This window comes from Acetobacter sp. (assembly GCF_047723915.1).
Classification (GTDB): Bacteria; Pseudomonadota; Alphaproteobacteria; order Acetobacterales; family Acetobacteraceae; genus Acetobacter.
On the sequence record NZ_JBDOBQ010000001.1, the window covers coordinates 265,871 to 280,538 of the forward strand.

Annotated in this window: 17 protein-coding genes; 7 read left to right on the forward strand and 10 right to left on the reverse strand. The window is 60.6% G+C overall.

The window, feature by feature from the left end; all coding sequences use genetic code 11:
- The first annotated feature begins 89 nt into the window (after positions 1 to 89).
- Positions 90 to 1,181, forward strand: a complete 1,092-nt coding sequence (locus tag ABF990_RS01210) for an AI-2E family transporter (RefSeq protein WP_415490039.1) — start codon at positions 90 to 92, stop codon at positions 1,179 to 1,181.
- Entirely contained in the window at positions 1,178 to 1,858 is a 681-nt protein-coding gene (locus tag ABF990_RS01215) for an endonuclease/exonuclease/phosphatase family protein (RefSeq protein WP_415490040.1), read from the forward strand. The genes ABF990_RS01210 and ABF990_RS01215 overlap by 4 nt, the downstream gene beginning before the upstream one ends.
- A 9-nt stretch (positions 1,859 to 1,867) precedes the next feature.
- Here the strand turns inward: ABF990_RS01215 and cls are convergent, their stop codons facing one another.
- On the reverse strand, positions 1,868 to 3,295 hold the full coding sequence (gene cls, locus ABF990_RS01220) for a cardiolipin synthase (protein ID WP_415490041.1): 1,428 nt from the start codon (positions 3,293 to 3,295) through the stop codon (positions 1,868 to 1,870).
- Between the two features lie 94 nt (positions 3,296 to 3,389).
- Between cls and ABF990_RS01225 the strand changes: the two genes are divergently transcribed.
- Positions 3,390 to 3,755: a YraN family protein gene (locus ABF990_RS01225; protein ID WP_415506450.1), complete on the forward strand. Its 366-nt coding sequence runs from the start codon at positions 3,390 to 3,392 to the stop codon at positions 3,753 to 3,755.
- A gap of 27 nt (positions 3,756 to 3,782) precedes the next feature.
- Here the strand turns inward: ABF990_RS01225 and ABF990_RS01230 are convergent, their stop codons facing one another.
- The 9 genes from ABF990_RS01230 to purB form a co-directional block, all read right to left on the reverse strand.
- Positions 3,783 to 4,103, reverse strand: coding sequence for a hypothetical protein (locus tag ABF990_RS01230; RefSeq protein WP_415499578.1), 321 nt, complete (start codon positions 4,101 to 4,103; stop codon positions 3,783 to 3,785).
- A gap of 74 nt (positions 4,104 to 4,177) precedes the next feature.
- Positions 4,178 to 4,516 (reverse strand): Grx4 family monothiol glutaredoxin, encoded by a 339-nt coding sequence (grxD, locus tag ABF990_RS01235; protein ID WP_415499577.1) that lies wholly within the window; start codon positions 4,514 to 4,516, stop codon positions 4,178 to 4,180.
- Between the two features lie 50 nt (positions 4,517 to 4,566).
- Positions 4,567 to 4,797: a BolA family protein gene (locus tag ABF990_RS01240; RefSeq protein WP_415490045.1), complete on the reverse strand. Its 231-nt coding sequence runs from the start codon at positions 4,795 to 4,797 to the stop codon at positions 4,567 to 4,569.
- Positions 4,798 to 4,827: 30 nt separating this feature from the next.
- Positions 4,828 to 7,032 carry a phosphoribosylformylglycinamidine synthase subunit PurL gene (gene purL, locus ABF990_RS01245; RefSeq protein ID WP_415490046.1) on the reverse strand — a complete coding sequence of 735 codons (2,205 nt, stop codon included), beginning with the start codon at positions 7,030 to 7,032 and terminating at the stop codon, positions 4,828 to 4,830.
- Entirely contained in the window at positions 7,029 to 7,730 is a 702-nt protein-coding gene (gene purQ, locus ABF990_RS01250) for a phosphoribosylformylglycinamidine synthase subunit PurQ (protein WP_415490047.1), read from the reverse strand. Before purQ ends, purL begins: the two co-directional genes overlap by 4 nt.
- Entirely contained in the window at positions 7,727 to 8,098 is a 372-nt protein-coding gene (locus tag ABF990_RS01255; RefSeq protein WP_415490048.1) for a Rap1a/Tai family immunity protein, read from the reverse strand. Before ABF990_RS01255 ends, purQ begins: the two co-directional genes overlap by 4 nt.
- The gene (gene purS / locus ABF990_RS01260) at positions 8,095 to 8,337 is read right to left on the reverse strand and encodes a phosphoribosylformylglycinamidine synthase subunit PurS (RefSeq protein ID WP_415490049.1); all 243 of its coding nucleotides are present in this window, start codon (positions 8,335 to 8,337) and stop codon (positions 8,095 to 8,097) included. The genes ABF990_RS01255 and purS overlap by 4 nt, the downstream gene beginning before the upstream one ends.
- A 29-nt stretch (positions 8,338 to 8,366) precedes the next feature.
- The gene (gene purC / locus ABF990_RS01265) at positions 8,367 to 9,134 is read right to left on the reverse strand and encodes a phosphoribosylaminoimidazolesuccinocarboxamide synthase (protein WP_207844837.1); all 768 of its coding nucleotides are present in this window, start codon (positions 9,132 to 9,134) and stop codon (positions 8,367 to 8,369) included.
- Between the two features lie 156 nt (positions 9,135 to 9,290).
- Positions 9,291 to 10,640 (reverse strand): adenylosuccinate lyase, encoded by a 1,350-nt coding sequence (gene purB, locus ABF990_RS01270; RefSeq protein ID WP_415490050.1) that lies wholly within the window; start codon positions 10,638 to 10,640, stop codon positions 9,291 to 9,293.
- 218 nt (positions 10,641 to 10,858) lie between these two features.
- On the opposite strand from purB, the gene ABF990_RS01275 reads away from it, so the two are divergent.
- From ABF990_RS01275 to ABF990_RS01290, 4 genes are all read left to right on the forward strand, one after another.
- A complete protein-coding gene (locus tag ABF990_RS01275; RefSeq protein WP_415490051.1) occupies positions 10,859 to 11,482 on the forward strand; it encodes a TerC family protein in 624 nt (207 codons plus the stop codon).
- 63 nt (positions 11,483 to 11,545) lie between these two features.
- Complete coding sequence (locus ABF990_RS01280; RefSeq protein WP_415499866.1) at positions 11,546 to 13,549, forward strand: transglycosylase SLT domain-containing protein; 2,004 nt, start codon at positions 11,546 to 11,548, stop codon at positions 13,547 to 13,549.
- Positions 13,546 to 14,040 carry a phosphatidylglycerophosphatase A gene (locus ABF990_RS01285; RefSeq protein ID WP_415499865.1) on the forward strand — a complete coding sequence of 165 codons (495 nt, stop codon included), beginning with the start codon at positions 13,546 to 13,548 and terminating at the stop codon, positions 14,038 to 14,040. Before ABF990_RS01280 ends, ABF990_RS01285 begins: the two co-directional genes overlap by 4 nt.
- A gap of 29 nt (positions 14,041 to 14,069) precedes the next feature.
- Positions 14,070 to 14,582: a CinA family protein gene (locus ABF990_RS01290; protein ID WP_415499864.1), complete on the forward strand. Its 513-nt coding sequence runs from the start codon at positions 14,070 to 14,072 to the stop codon at positions 14,580 to 14,582.
- Positions 14,583 to 14,668 lie beyond the last annotated feature (86 nt).

Here is a 14,668-nt window from a genome sequence, read left to right on the forward strand (position 1 = left end):
TCGCGGGTGGCGAATGCGCGCTTTCCCCGTATGGGCGGGGGCGCATTTAGGGAACAGACAAACATTGCGTTCCGTGGTTTACTGTCGCAATGGCGAATGATCAGACCGTGACAGCGGAACGGGCCCTGCGGTTGCTGCTCCTTGGTGGGGTAGCGTATGGCTGTGTTGTCGTTCTTGCCCCGTTTACCTCGGCTTTTTTGTGGGCTGGTGTTCTGGCTTACGCCACATGGCCGCTTTTCCTGCATTTGCGTCGCCGCATGGGGGCGAACGCTGCGAGCCTGACCATGACGACACTGTGCGCGGTGTGCGTGGTGCTGCCGCTTGCTTTTCTGGCGTCGGCCTGCCTGTCATCCGGGCCACGCTGGGCGGCACGGCTGATGACCCTGTTCGAACAGGTCGACCGGCTGCCACCTTTGCCGCAATGGCTGACCAGCCTTCCTGTCTTCGGGCCCAAAATCGACCACAGGTGGATGTTGTGGAGTCGGGATATCGGTTCGGCCGCGGCGGAGCTTGGGCCTTATGCGGGAAGTATCGTGCATTCCCTGCTTGGCGTGCTGATGCAGGTGGCCAATGGCGCGCTGCATCTTGTCATGGCGCTGTTCATAGCCTTCTTTTTCTGGATCAGTGGGCCAACCCTGTGGGATACGCTTCAGGCCGTTGTCTTGCGTATTGCCGGGCCGCAGGCCGGGCGGCATCTCTATATTATCGGCAGTACGGTGCGGGGTACGGTTTATGGTATTCTTGGCACTGCGATCATCCAGGGTATTCTGACCGGCGTGGGGCTGTGCCTGACCGGCGTGGGTGAACCGGTCATGCTGGGGGTGCTTGCCGCTTTTCTGGCGGTATTTCCGGTCGGTGCCCCTCTGGTCTGGGTTCCCGCCGCGATCTGGCTTTTTGTGGACCAGCATCCCGTAAAAGGCACGCTTCTGCTGCTTTACGGTCTGGTATTCGTGTCCGGGGCGGATCATCTCATTCGCCCGCTGTTTATCGTCCGGGGGTCAAAACTGCCTTATCTGCTGACGGTGCTGGGGGTTGTCGGCGGTCTGCTGGCATTTGGCGGGGTCGGAATTTTTCTGGGCCCTATCCTGCTGGCCGTCGGATTTTCGATGACCATGGAATTCGCCGCCCATCCTTCGGGCGGTGTTCTCTCTACCGATGAAAAAAGGAATATCACGCCATGAGGCGTCCGCTGGCTGGCCTTGTTCATTTTGCACGTCGCAGGCGGATACGCGAAGGCGCGCCAGCCGAATGTGCCGGGCTCAAGATCATCAGCTGGAACCTGCTGCGCAAGGTTGGTGCGACTGTGCAGGATGTCGCCGCACTGGTCGATACCGAACAGCCCGATATCCTGCTGATGCAGGAAGCTACGGCCGAAATCGACATGTTGCCGCACATGATCGGGGGGCACTATGCACGCTGCCCCCTGCCCGGCCGTATTCACGGTCTTGCCTGCTGGAGCACGCTGCCTTTTGCGCGCACGCCCCGGGCCTGCACCATTCCTTCGGGGGTGATCGTCAAGCGTCATGCACAGATCATCGATTACAATGAGTTTTCGCTAGCCAATGTGCATCTGTCGCACGGGCAGATGCTCAACCGGCGGCAACTCAGGCGGATTGCGGCATTGATGTCGTCCCCCTGCGCCATTCTGGGCGACTTCAACCTTGTCGGGCCAGCCATGGTGCCGGGGTTCAGGGATGTCGGGCCCCGTGCTCCCACGCACCGCATGGCCGATCTGGTGCCGATCAGGATCGATCGCTGCCTTGTCGAAGGCATGACCTGCCATGAAGCGCGGGTATTGCCCGTTTTTGCCTCGGACCATCAGCCCATAGCGGTAACCTTGGGCTCCATGGCAACATAAGCGTCGTGGTTACAGATAAGGCATGAAAAGACGGGCGAAGGAATCCCGTATCTGAACAAGTTTGGTGCGCTTATCCAGATCATAATGGGTCAGGCGATGGTTTTTATGGCTGGAGATGAAATCATCCAGACTTTGGGCGATCGCGGGGTCGTACGTTTCCATATTGATTTCGAAATTCAGGCGCAGGCTGCGGATGTCGAGATTGGAACTGCCGACAAAAGACCAGATCTTGTCCACGACCATCAGTTTCGAATGGTTGAAAGGCGGGTCAGCCAGCCAGACCCGTGTGCCTGCGTCCAGTAAAGGTGCTATGTTGGCGGAACATGCCCAGTCCAGTACGCGATGGTTGCTGCGCAGCGGAATGACAAGATCGACCTGCACGCCGCGTAATGCGGCCAGTCCCAGTTCGGTTAGAAAACGCGCACCGGGCAGAAAATAGGGGGTCATGACCCTGATGCTTCTGCGCGCCAGGGTAATGGCCTGAAGCGTGGTGTATTCGATTTTTTCCAGGTCCGTGTCGGGACCGGCGGTTACGATCCGGGCCAGAGAATCGCTTGTGCCTTTGTATTCATGGCAGAACAGATCATCACTCAGCGTTTCATGTGTGGTGAAGTGCCAGTCCCATGTCGCGGCTTCGGCCAGTTGCCGCACCACGGGGCCTTCCACCTTGAAATGAGTGTCCGAAACCGGATGCGGCGGGCGGCGCGACACCATGTTTTCGTCGCCGATGTTCAATCCGCCCAGAAAGCCCGTACGGCCGTCCACCACCAGAATTTTACGGTGGTTGCGCAGATTGATGAATGGCATGCGCCACGGCCACACCGAATGCATGAAGCGTCCGCAAGGCACACCTTCGCGCAGGAGCCTGCGATAGAGCGGTGACAGAAAATATCCGCTGCCAATACCGTCCACCAGAACACGAACGGCCACACCACGTTTATGGGCCTGGGCAAGTTTCTGGACAAAGACCTCCCCAATCGTGTCATTGCGGAAGATATAGGAGCAGAGCAGCACGCTTTTCTGGGCGTTTTCTATGGCTTCCAGCATATGTGGATATGCGCCGTCACCATCGTGCAGGATGGTAATGCTGTTGCCCGACACCAGGGGCCTGGCCGTCAGCCTGCCGACCATGCGGGCCAGAGGGGCGAACTGTCCGTCCAGATCGTGGTGCCACGAAGACAGTTTTGAAATTTCCTGACGGCCTGTCGCACGGGTGCTGACCAGCTTTTTCGCCAGCCGTGTCACACGATTGATTCCGAACATGAGGTAGAGAATGGTGCCCAGGATCGGCATCATCACGCAGATCCCCATCCACCCGATGGCCGAGGCAGTATTCCGTTTTGTCAGCAGAATGTGGAGAACAACACTTGAGACCAGAATAAAACGCAGTATCGTGAGGAACAGATCGGCGAGTGTCAGATGGAGGTCAGGCGGCATGGTGGATAAAAGACCCCCAAAAACTGGTGAAGCTGTAACACTAATGCACAATTCTGGCGCAGAACAGGTAAATGCATCATTGACGCGCCCGGCCGTGGCAACTGCACGCGGTCGTGACGCCTATCGTCAGGGTATCGCAGCAGAGGACAGCGCCTGCTCGCAACTGGTCAAGGCCGGCTGGACAATTCTGCTGCGCCGTGCGCGTACAAGGCGTGGGGAAATCGATATTGTGGCCCGCAGGGCCATGGTGATCTGTTTTGTCGAAGTCAAAAAACGACGCTCGCTGCGCGACGCGGCGTTCAGCCTTTCTGCCACACAATCGCGGCGGCTGTTTTTTGCGGCGGAGTGCATTTTACAGCAGAACCCGCACTGGCAGTATCAGGACTTACGCTTCGACCTGATGATGCAGGACGATGACGGGCATACAGAATGGCTGGAAGATATTATCAGGCAGTTTTAACGCATCAGGCAGCAGATATACGCTGGGTCAGGTGCGGTGATGGTGCTGCTTTTTAGCGTGGAGCGGGTGGCTCGCAGCATGGTAGCTGACAAAATGTACCATATTGGCCGAATGGGCATTATGTGCGCTGACCAGCACAATATGCTGTTTGCCACTGCGGCGGCTTGCCACAACATGATGCACGACCGGGCGTGGGCGTGGTGCCGCGGTCAGGGCGGCGAAGGTGAGTTTGGTGGCCTCAAGGTCGGAAATGACCCGTTCGGCATGAGCTTGAGGCTGCGATACGGCAAGACTTGCGCATAACGTGCCCAGTAGGAGAGCACCACGAACAAAAAAGACTTGCCGCATTACCTGTAACCCTGCCCTGATATGACTGCCTGTATCAAACTATACAGGCAGTCGGGGCGCTGACAACCCTAAAATCAGGCCGGAGCGTTACAGGCGATATCATTGTCCTGAAAAAGCTTCTGCAATTCACCGGTCTGGAACATTTCCATCACGATATCGCAGCCACCGACAAACTCGCCCTTCACGTAAAGCTGGGGAATGGTCGGCCAGTTGGAGAACTCCTTGATCCCCTGGCGCAGCGTGGGGTCGGCAAGGACGTTCTCGGTCCTGAAGGGTACACCCAAGTGCTGGAGAATCTGCACTACACGGGCGGAAAAGCCACATTGCGGGAAATCCGCGTCACCTTTCATGAACAGCATGACGGGGTTGGCGTCGATATCCTGCTGGATCTTCTGTTTGGCTGCGTCTGTCATCGGTTCCGGTCCTTGTTCGACAAAGGCTCTGTTGGGTAAAGGGGCCGCTATCAGGGCGAGGCAGTACGCAGGGCCAGCGCATGCAGCTTGCCGCCCATATGCCCCTGCAGGGCATCATAGACAAGCTGGTGCTGCCTGACCCGGGAAAGACCGCGAAAGGCCTCGCTGACAACCGAGCAGGAGTAATGGTCGCCATCTCCCGCCAGATCGTCGATCTTGACCTGCGCATCGGGAAACGCCTGCCGGATATAGGTTTCAAGTTCTGTGGCAGACATGGCCATGAATGCGGTCCCTTTTTTTCCGAGTTGCCTTTAAGCGTCCATCAATGCGGGGAAAAACGCGGCATGGGCTACGTTCATCCGTGCGGCAGATATGGTGACGCCGCTGGGTAGTATCAAATCATTTCCGCCTGAACGGGCAATTATTCGTGCGGGCACGCCCGCCTGGGCCGCGCGTTCGCACAGTGCCGCACCATCGTCCACGCAGGCGAGATAGCGCGCCTGATCTTCACCGAACCAGAAGGCTTCGGGGCGGATACCCGAGTCCGGGCTTTCCAGTTCGCAGCCTGTGCCGCTTGCCATCACCATTTCGGCGGCGGCGACCAGAATACCGCCATCGGCAATATCGTGGCATGCGGTGATCGTGCCGGCCAGAATTTCCGAGCGCACAAAATCGCCATTACGCTTTTCAGCCACGAGATCGACAGGCGGTGGTGCGCCTTCTTCACGGTCCAGGATTTCGCGCAGCCAGATGGACTGTCCAAGTTCACCCTTTGTGGCACCCAGCAGAACGACATCCTTGTCTGCCTGCATGCCAAGACCCACGGCTTTGGTCACATCCTCGAATACGCCCAGCCCCCCGATCGCGGGCGTGGGCAGAATGGCGCGCACTGTGCCATCGGGGCTGCGTGTTTCGTTGTAGAGCGAAACATTGCCGCTCACGACAGGGAAGTCGAGCCTGGTGCAGGCCTCCGCCATACCTTCGATCGCGCCGATGAACTGGCCCATGATTTCGGGTTTTTCGGGGTTGCCGAAGTTCAGGTTGTCCGTCACCGCAAGAGGGCGGGCACCAGTTGCGGTAATGTTGCGCCACGCTTCGGCCACAGCCTGCGCGCCCCCTGTTCTGGGGTCTGCCTGGCAATAGCGTGGCGTGCAGTCGGTGGTCAGCGCAAGCCCGAGTTCGCTGTCCTCGATCTTGACAATGGCGGCGTCGGCAGCACCGGGGCGGCGGACCGTCTGCCCGCCAACCGTGCTGTCGTACTGGTTCCAGACCCACGCGCGCGAACACAGATCGGGCGAGGCGATCAGCTTGAGCAGCATCGCGTCCAGCGAAAGCGGGGCGTGTACTGCGCCCAGTGGCGCCGGAGCCGGGGTTTTCTGTGCCGGGCGGTCATAAACGGGAGCCTGGTCAGCCAGCGGCTCAAGCGGGATATCGGCCTCGACTTGTCCCTTGTGGCGCACCACAATATGGCCTGTCTCGGTCAGATGCCCGATAATGGCGAAATCGAGTTCCCATTTTTCAAAAATCTTGCGTGCGAGATCCGTCCGGTCCGGACGCAGCACCATCAGCATGCGTTCCTGGCTTTCGGACAGCATCATCTCATACGCCGTCATGTTGGGTTCGCGCTGGGGCACCGCGTCCAGATCGAGGTCGATACCCACACCGCCCTTGCCCGCCATTTCGACGGAAGACGAGGTCAGTCCGGCTGCCCCCATGTCCTGAATGGCGACGATCGCGTCGGTCTCCATCAGTTCCAGGCACGCTTCGATCAGCAGTTTTTCAATGAACGGGTCACCGACCTGAACGGTCGGCCGCTTTGACAGCGCGTCCTCGTCGAATTCGGCGGAGGACATGGTGGCGCCGTGAATACCGTCGCGGCCGGTGCGTGAGCCCACATAAACCACCGGGTTGCCGACACCAGCCGCTGCTGACAGGAAAATGCGGTCCTTGCGGGCCAGCCCCACGGTCATGGCATTGACCAGCGGGTTGCCGTCATACGCCGGGTGGAAATTGATTTCCCCGCCCACGGTGGGCACGCCCACGCAGTTGCCATACCCACCGATACCGCGCACCACACCGTCGATAATACGGCGGGTATTGGGGTTTTCCGGGCTGCCGAAACGCAGCGCGTTCAGGTTGGCAATGGGCCGCGCACCCATGGTGAACACGTCACGCAGAATGCCGCCAACACCGGTGGCAGCACCCTGATAGGGTTCGATGAACGACGGATGGTTGTGGCTTTCCATCTTGAAGATGGCGGCATAGCCCTGGCCGATGTCGACAACACCCGCGTTTTCACCCGGACCATGAATGACCCAGGGGGCCGTGGTGGGCAGGCCGCGCAGCCATTTGCGTGAGGATTTGTAAGAACAGTGTTCCGACCACATGACGGAGAACACGCCCAGTTCCGTCAGGCTGGGCGTGCGGCCCATGATGGCTAGAACGCGGTCGTATTCTTCAGCCGTAAGGCCAAATTCCCGGGCGAGCGATAAATCGACGGTTACAGGCTTATTCACCGGACCAGAGCCTCCACCAGACCTTCAAACAGCGGCAGTCCGTCCACACCGCCCATCAGCGGATCGACCAGATCCTCGGGGTGGGGCATCATGCCACAAATACGGTTGTTCTCGCTGAGAATGCCAGCAATGCTGTTCACGCTGCCATTGGGGTTGCAGGCCGCGTCATCGGCCTGGACATGCCCTTTTGCATCGGCGTATCGGAACGCGACGCGGCCTTCGCCTTCCAGATAGGCGAGAGTGGCCGGGTCAGCCGTGTAATTGCCGTCTCCGTGTGCGAGGGGGGCGCGGAAAACATCGCCCTTCTTCCACTTGTGCGTGAACGGCGTTGCCTCTGCCTCGACCCGCAGATGGCAGTCCTGGGACAGAAACCGCAGGTTGCCGTTGCGCAGCAGCGCACCCGGCAGCAGCCCGGCTTCGGTCAGGATCTGGAAGCCATTGCAGACCCCCAGAATGTGCCCGCCTTTCTGGGCATGGTCGCGCACGGCCGGCATAATGGGGGAATGTGCCGCCATGGCGCCACAGCGCAGGTAGTCACCGTAGCTGAAACCACCAGGCAGCACGACCAGATCCACGCCGGTCAGATCTGTCTCATGGTGCCAGACCATGCGCGGCGCATGTCCGGTCACCCGCTTGAGGGCGATGGCCATGTCACGCTCCCGGTTGGTGCCGGGGAATACGACAATTGCTGCTTTCATTTTTTCGCGCCACACGGATAGGCGTCATGCAGGGCCTTGAACACGCCTTCTCCCACCGGTTTTGGCAGGGCGTCGGAATGCTGTTTCAGCCAGCTTACGACTTTCGCACGAATGGCGGGTGTCGTCTCCGAGGTCGGGACGCAGAACCCGGCGGGGGCGTCGGCATCGCCCTGGTTGGTGTCGTTGATCTTGGACAGCGTTCCCGCGTCGATCATGCCGCTCAGATACGCGTCGCACAGCCCGAGACTCTTTGAATGCGTGCAGATCTGGCCGAACGTGCCGGCTTTCATGGGGGAGACGCGCTGGGCGTGGGCCAGCGTGGGTGCGGCCAGCAGGCTGGCAAGCCCGAACAGGACAAACCGTTTCATGCGAGCACCTCAACCGAAAAGTCTTCGATAACCAGATTGGCCAGCAGGCTCTTCGCCATGGTTTCTGCCTTTTTATGGGCTTCTTCCGCGGAGACCCCGTGCAGGTCGAGTTCTATGACCTTGCCGACCCTTACGTCATGAACGCCTTCAAAACCCAGTGTCTGCAGCGCATGACCGATGGCCTTGCCCTGCGGGTCCAGAACGCCATCCTTCAGCATGACGGTTACACGTACCTTCATTCTCAAGCTCCCGTTGCCGCACGCGGCATTTACTGCACCGTTTCCGGGCCTTTCATGTCACCGCCAGCGCCGTTCTCGGGCAGAATACCCATGCGGCGCGCCACTTCCTGATACGCTTCCTTGACGTTGCCCAGGTCGCGGCGGAAGCGGTCCTTGTCCAGTTTCTCGTTGGTCTGGGTGTCCCACAGGCGGCAGTTGTCTGGCGAAATCTCGTCCGCCAGGACAATGCGCATTTCCTCTCCTTCCCAGCAGCGGCCGAATTCAAGCTTGAAATCCACAAGCTGAATGCCGATCCCGCTGAAAAGACCGCACAGGAAATCGTTCACGCGCATGGCAAGACCGGTAATGTCTTCCATATCGTGGGGGCATGCCCACCCGAAGGCGATGATATGGTCTTCCGATACCAGCGGGTCGCCCAGTTCGTCGTTCTTGTAATAGAACTCGACAATCGGGCGCGGCAGGCGCTGGCCTTCGGGAATGCCGAACCGCTTGGAAATGCTGCCTGCGGCGATATTGCGCACCACGACTTCAAGCGGAATGATTTCCACCTCTTTCACCAGTTGTTCGCGCATGTTGATGCGCCGGATGAAATGGGTGGGAATGCCGATTTCCTGCAGGCGGAGCATCAGGTGTTCGCTGATCCGGTTGTTCAGCACGCCCTTGCCCGTGATAATGCCGCTTTTGGCACCGTTGCCCGCTGTGGCGTCGTCCTTGAAGTATTGCACGAGCGTGCCGGGTTCGGGGCCTTCAAAGAGGATTTTTGCCTTACCTTCGTAAAGCTGGCGGCGACGGGCCATGATGATCCTTACCTGTCGAAATAGAATGAGCCAGTCTGGCTGGCCGGTCTGAAGAAAGGACCCGCCGCAACACCCCGGCGGGCCACGCTGTCTGTCACGTCATAGCAGGCTTCCGCCAGTGGCGATACAGCCCGCGACGAGAGCCCCGGCGTTTGGTCAGTCGCGCGGGCCGGCTTCGCCGAATATCTTTTCGTACTGGATATCAAGCGCCTTGAGGTGCTGGCGACTGTCCATGGCGGCATCCAGCACATCGGCCGGAACCCGGCCCGAAATTTCAGGGTCCGCTGCCAGGTTTTCGCGGAAAGTCCGGCAGTCGGGCGTGCCCAGCCTGGTCCAGGTGGCCATGGCGTTACGCTGGACGATACGGTACGCGTCCTCGCGGGAAAGACCCGCCTTGGCCAGAGCCAGCAGCACTTCGCCGGAATGGACGACACCGCCCAGGCTTTCGATATTGGCGGCCATACGGTCGGGGTAGACAACCAGCTTGGAGATCATGCCCGACAGGCGTGCAAGGGCGAAATCCAGCCCGACGGTGGCGTCGGGGCAGATATTGCGTTCGACCGAGGAATGGCTGATGTCGCGTTCATGCCACAGCGCCACGTTCTCGAGTGCCGGGATGACCGCGGCACGGATCAGACGGGCAAGGCCGGTCAGGTTCTCGGTCAGCACCGGGTTGCGCTTGTGGGGCATGGCGGAAGACCCCTTCTGCCCGGGGTGGAAAAATTCCTCCGCTTCGCGCACTTCCGAGCGCTGAAGGTGGCGAACTTCGGTCGCCAGACGTTCGATCCCGCTGGCTATTACGCCCAGCGCGCAGAAATACGCCGCGTGACGGTCGCGTGGGATAACCTGGGTCGAGACGGTCTCAGGCTTAAGTCCGAGGCGTTCGGCCACATAGGATTCAATACGCGGGTCCAGGTGGGCGTAGGTGCCAACCGCACCGGACATGGCGCAGGTGGCAATTTCCGCCCGGGCGGTTTCAAGCCGGGTCCGGTTGCGGGCGAATTCGGCATAATGTCCGGCAAGCTTGAGCCCGAAGGAGGTGGGTTCGGCATGAATGCCGTGGCTGCGCCCGATGGTGAGTGTATGCTTGTGCTCGAACGCACGCGCCTTGAGCGCTGCCAGCACCTCGTCCAGATCCCTCAGCAGCAGGTCCGTCGCCTGCACGAGCTGGACTGCAAGGCAGGTGTCCAGCACGTCCGACGAGGTCATGCCCAGATGCACGAAACGGCTGTCAGGGCCGACTTTTTCTGCCAGCCAGGTCAGGAAGGCAATAACGTCGTGGCGGGTTTCCGCCTCGATTTCGTCAATCCGGGCCACATCGGCATCCGAGAAGGCGGCCATGGCGGCATCGCCTTTTTCGCGCACGGTCCGGGCGGCTTCCTTGGGTACGGTGCCGTATTCCGCCATGGCTTCGCAGGCCAGCGCCTCGATTTCGAACCAGATGCGATACCGGTTTTCAGCAGACCAGATCGCAGCCATTACGGGGCGTGTATAGCGCGGCACCATGGAGTGAATTCCCTCGATCAAAACAGATGTTGGCCAGAATTTGGTGCCTCTCTAGCCGATTTCATACCGCTCGTCTGCCCGCAAAGCGGAAAACTTTCGACTTTTCCCACCCTCGGATCGCACATGTTCCATAGGGTGTATCGCGCATTGGCTTTGACCTGCCTGTGTCCTTGCGTCAATTAGGCGTGAGCCAGTCTGCATGCGAATCGGAGATACCCGTGTCCGGCCTTTTTGACACATTCACCCTGCCCGCCCTGCTTGCTTTCCTGCAGGTCGTGCTGATCGACGTGACGCTGGCGGGTGACAATGCCGTTGTTATTGGCATGGCGGTGCGCGGGCTTTCGGGGCAGGCGCGCAGGCAGGCTATCCTTGCCGGTGTCGGGGCGGCGGCTCTTATTCGTATCCTGCTCGCCCTTGTGGCATCGAGGCTGCTCGATATCGTAGGGCTGACACTTGCTGGCGGTTTTCTGCTGCTATGGGTCTGCTGGCGGATGTACCGCGAACTGCGCGAGGAACATGCCCCCTCCATGCAGGGTGACGCACCCAAGGCAGGGCTTGGCGCCGTCATTGTCCGCATTATCATTGCCGATCTTTCCATGAGTCTGGACAACGTGCTGGCGGTTGCAGGGGCCGCGCGTGAGCATCCCGTTATTTTGATAGCAGGGCTTGCGCTCTCGGTGCTGCTGATGGGAGCCGCAGCGTCGTTGATTGCACGCCTGCTTGAGCGGTATAAATGGATTTCGTGGCTTGGTCTGCTCATCGTTCTGGCCGTGGCTGTTGAACTGATTGCCAAGGGCGGTGGGGAAGTCGCCCGTGCCCTGACCCTCACGCCTCCCTGGTAGTCATGCGCCCGCGACGCTGGAAATATCTTGCCAAGCAGAGCCAAACAGGCTGAGCATTCTGGCATGTCTCTTCTTTCGTCATCCTGCGGGCGGCGGCTTGCCGTTGCCGCTTCAGCCGCTGCGCTGACACTGGGCGGGTGTTCTGCGCCGTCCGTCAGTCAGGACCTTGGGGCCGCCACGCCAGAGCCCGGTCCTGTCGCACCACAGTCTGCGACTGTTCTGCCGGGAACAGCCTCCTTACCGGCTGTTTCTACCCCTCCGGTGGCGGAGCGGCTGGCCCAGTGGCTCAGTCTGGTCAACGCGTCCAAAGCAGGCGCACAGGATTATGCGGATTTTCTGGCCCAGCGTCCCGCATGGCCAAGGCGGCAGCAGTTCACGACGCTGATGGAACAGGCCCTGGCGACAGAGACCGACCAGAGCATTCTTGCGCGTTTGTGTACGACGCAGCAACTGCGCACCGCAGCGGCGCTGGTGCAGTGTCAGACCCAACTGCCCGACCTGCCGGGATTGTCCGGTCGCCTCATGGCCCAGGCTGCACAGGCATGGACAAATGGCAATGATTCCGCGTCCGCCACGGCTTTGCTGGTCGGGCATTTTGCTTCCGTGCTGACACCGGGCAGGTCATGGACACGGTTCGACCGGCAGGAAAGCAACGGACTGGTGGAGGCCGCACGGCGCACCCTGCCCTATCTCGCGGCGGACAGGCAGGCTCTCGCACAGGCCAGGCTGGCGCTGCGCGCGGGTGATTCCAGCGCCGAAAGTCTGGTTACGGCTTTGCCCGGCCCGTCCCGCGCCGATCCGTTCCTGGTGCTCGATTACGTGCGCTGGCTCCGCAAGCAGCAACGATATGACGACGCGATTACCGCATGGAAGACCGAGGCGACGGTTGCGGAACGCAAGACCCGCTCCGCGGCATTCTGGCATGAACGCGATACATTGGCGCGTGAGCTTTTGCTGGCGTCCCGCCCGGCGGACGCTTTGATTATCGCCAATGACACGCAGGCCAGTAGCGCGAACCGGCTTGATGCGCAGTTTCTCAGCGGCTGGATCGCACTGCGCTACCTCCACGACGCCAGTGCGGCGGAGGAATTCTTTCGCCCTCTGGCCAGTTCCGCATCCCTGCTGACGCGCAGCCGGGGGTTCTACTGGCTGGGCCGGGCCAGGTTCCAGGCGGGGGATGAGACATCAGCAAGGGCTGATCTGCAGCAGGCGGCCCAGTTCCCCACGACTTTCTACGGTCAGTTGGCAGCCGCCGCGCTGGAGGGGCAGAGCAAGGCCCTGTTCGACCCCACTTACGTCGCCCGTGACACGGTGCGGCGACTGAAGGGCATAGAAAACACCGAACCTCGCGCATTGCAGGACGAACGTATCAGCGGAAGCGATCTGGCGCAGGCGGCTCAGGCGCTGGTGGCGTCAGGCGATCGCCGGCATGCGCGTGAGTTTTTGACCATGCTGGAACAGCAGACAGGCGATATGCCGGGGCGCCGGGCGCTGTCCGCATTGGCTGACAGGCTGGGGGTGCAGGATATCGCCGTTGCTGTCGCCCGGCATGCCGGGCGGGATGGTGAACTGCTGCTGCGCACAGGCTGGCCTCGCCCGTATGATCCACCGGGCAAGGGGTTGCCCGCAGGGTTTGTTCTGGGCCTTACACGGCAGGAAAGCAGTTTCGACCCCGATGCCGTAAGTCCGTCCAACGCGATCGGGCTCATGCAGCTCAAACCCTCCACCGCAGCGGATATGATCCGGCTGTCGGGCCTGCCCCCCACGGCCGCAACGGCGTCGGGACTGCATGACCCGACTTATAACATGCAACTGGGAACGGCGTACCTGCTGCATATGCAGGACAGGTTCGGGCCGGTTCTGCCGTATCTGGCCGCTGCCTATAACTGCGGCCCCACACGTCTTGGCAGGTGGATGGCCACTGCGGGAGATCCCGTGCGGGCCGATGGGGACGATACGCAGATGATCGACTGGATCGAGAGCATTCCCTTTGCTGAAACCCGCAATTATGTCCAGCGGGTCTGGGAGAACATGATCATATACGTAGCCTTGGGAGAGAAGGCATGACACCGGCGCGTCTGGTCGCAACATTTGGTGGATGCGGGCTGTCGCCTCGCGCGCCGGGAACTGTCGGATCATTTGCGGCGCTGTTACTGGGGCTGCCCATGCTCAGGCGGCCACGAATGCTGACATGCGCTGCCCTTGCGGCCTGCATCGTCGGATGGTGGGCCACAGAGCGGGCCGGTGATGGGGAAGACCATAGCTGGATCGTGATTGATGAGGTGGCGGGTATGTGGATCGCCCTGCTGGGCTGCCTGCCGCGCGACGAAACGGCGGGTGCGGCAAAGACATCCGCCGGTCTGCTGGCGCCGCTTCTGGCATTCGGGTTGTTCCGCCTGTTCGATATTACCAAGCCGGGTCTGGTGGGACGCCTTGACCGCCGCCACGATGCGCTGGGTGTGATGGGGGACGATATCGTGGCTGGCCTGTTTGCCGCGGCCTGCACGCGCGCTCTCAGGCTGTGCGGCAGCAGCAAGGGTACCGGCCGCGCGATATAACCCCCGTAAAAGGGAAAGGAGAAACTGCCATGTCCCTGACACTGACCTTTCTGCGCGAGGACATTCTGCATAAGGCAGAAGCCCTTTTCCTCCTGCTTCGCGCAAATGGCGGCCGTGTGGTGACGGCCGAAAGTTGCACCGGCGGGTTGGTAGCCAGTGCCCTTACCCATTTTGCGGGTTCGTCCGACGTGACGGAGGGTGGGCTGGTCACCTATTCCAATACCATGAAGCAGGCAGTGCTGGGCGTGAGCACTGATACGCTGGAGCGGCATGGCGCAGTGAGCGCTGAAACGGTCGTGGAAATGGCCGATGGGGCGTTAAAAGCCGCAACACGCGCGAATGTATCCGTCGCTGTTTCCGGCATTGCGGGTCCGGGTGGGGGCAGCCCGGACAAGCCTGTGGGGCTGGTCTGGTTTGCCACAGCACTACGGGAGGAACCAACCAGGGCGGAAAACAAGCTTTTTGACGGGACACGCGAACAGGTGCGCGATCAGGCTGTCATTCATGCCCTGGAACTGCTTGCACGACGTTTGAGCGATTGATGTGCGGTCTGGCCGCTGCGCCTTTTATTGATGATGACAGGGTAGAGTGCGCGCGGCAGATATTATCGCCCGGTTGAGGGCACTGT

Bases quoted from the DNA above. Each gene is read 5' to 3' on its own strand.
- ABF990_RS01210 (WP_415490039.1), top strand. From the start codon at position 90: ATGGCGAATGATCAGACCGTGACAGCGGAACGGGCCCTGCGGTTGCTG.
- ABF990_RS01215 (WP_415490040.1), top strand. From the start codon at position 1,178: ATGAGGCGTCCGCTGGCTGGCCTTGTTCATTTTGCACGTCGCAGGCGG.
- cls (WP_415490041.1), bottom strand. From the start codon at position 3,295: ATGCCGCCTGACCTCCATCTGACACTCGCCGATCTGTTCCTCACGATA.
- ABF990_RS01230 (WP_415499578.1), bottom strand. From the start codon at position 4,103: ATGCGGCAAGTCTTTTTTGTTCGTGGTGCTCTCCTACTGGGCACGTTA.
- grxD (WP_415499577.1), bottom strand. From the start codon at position 4,516: ATGACAGACGCAGCCAAACAGAAGATCCAGCAGGATATCGACGCCAAC.
- ABF990_RS01240 (WP_415490045.1), bottom strand. From the start codon at position 4,797: ATGGCCATGTCTGCCACAGAACTTGAAACCTATATCCGGCAGGCGTTT.
- purQ (WP_415490047.1), bottom strand. From the start codon at position 7,730: ATGAAAGCAGCAATTGTCGTATTCCCCGGCACCAACCGGGAGCGTGAC.
- ABF990_RS01255 (WP_415490048.1), bottom strand. From the start codon at position 8,098: ATGAAACGGTTTGTCCTGTTCGGGCTTGCCAGCCTGCTGGCCGCACCC.
- purS (WP_415490049.1), bottom strand. From the start codon at position 8,337: ATGAAGGTACGTGTAACCGTCATGCTGAAGGATGGCGTTCTGGACCCG.
- purC (WP_207844837.1), bottom strand. From the start codon at position 9,134: ATGGCCCGTCGCCGCCAGCTTTACGAAGGTAAGGCAAAAATCCTCTTT.
- purB (WP_415490050.1), bottom strand. From the start codon at position 10,640: ATGGTGCCGCGCTATACACGCCCCGTAATGGCTGCGATCTGGTCTGCT.
- ABF990_RS01280 (WP_415499866.1), top strand. From the start codon at position 11,546: ATGTCTCTTCTTTCGTCATCCTGCGGGCGGCGGCTTGCCGTTGCCGCT.
- ABF990_RS01285 (WP_415499865.1), top strand. From the start codon at position 13,546: ATGACACCGGCGCGTCTGGTCGCAACATTTGGTGGATGCGGGCTGTCG.
- ABF990_RS01290 (WP_415499864.1), top strand. From the start codon at position 14,070: ATGTCCCTGACACTGACCTTTCTGCGCGAGGACATTCTGCATAAGGCA.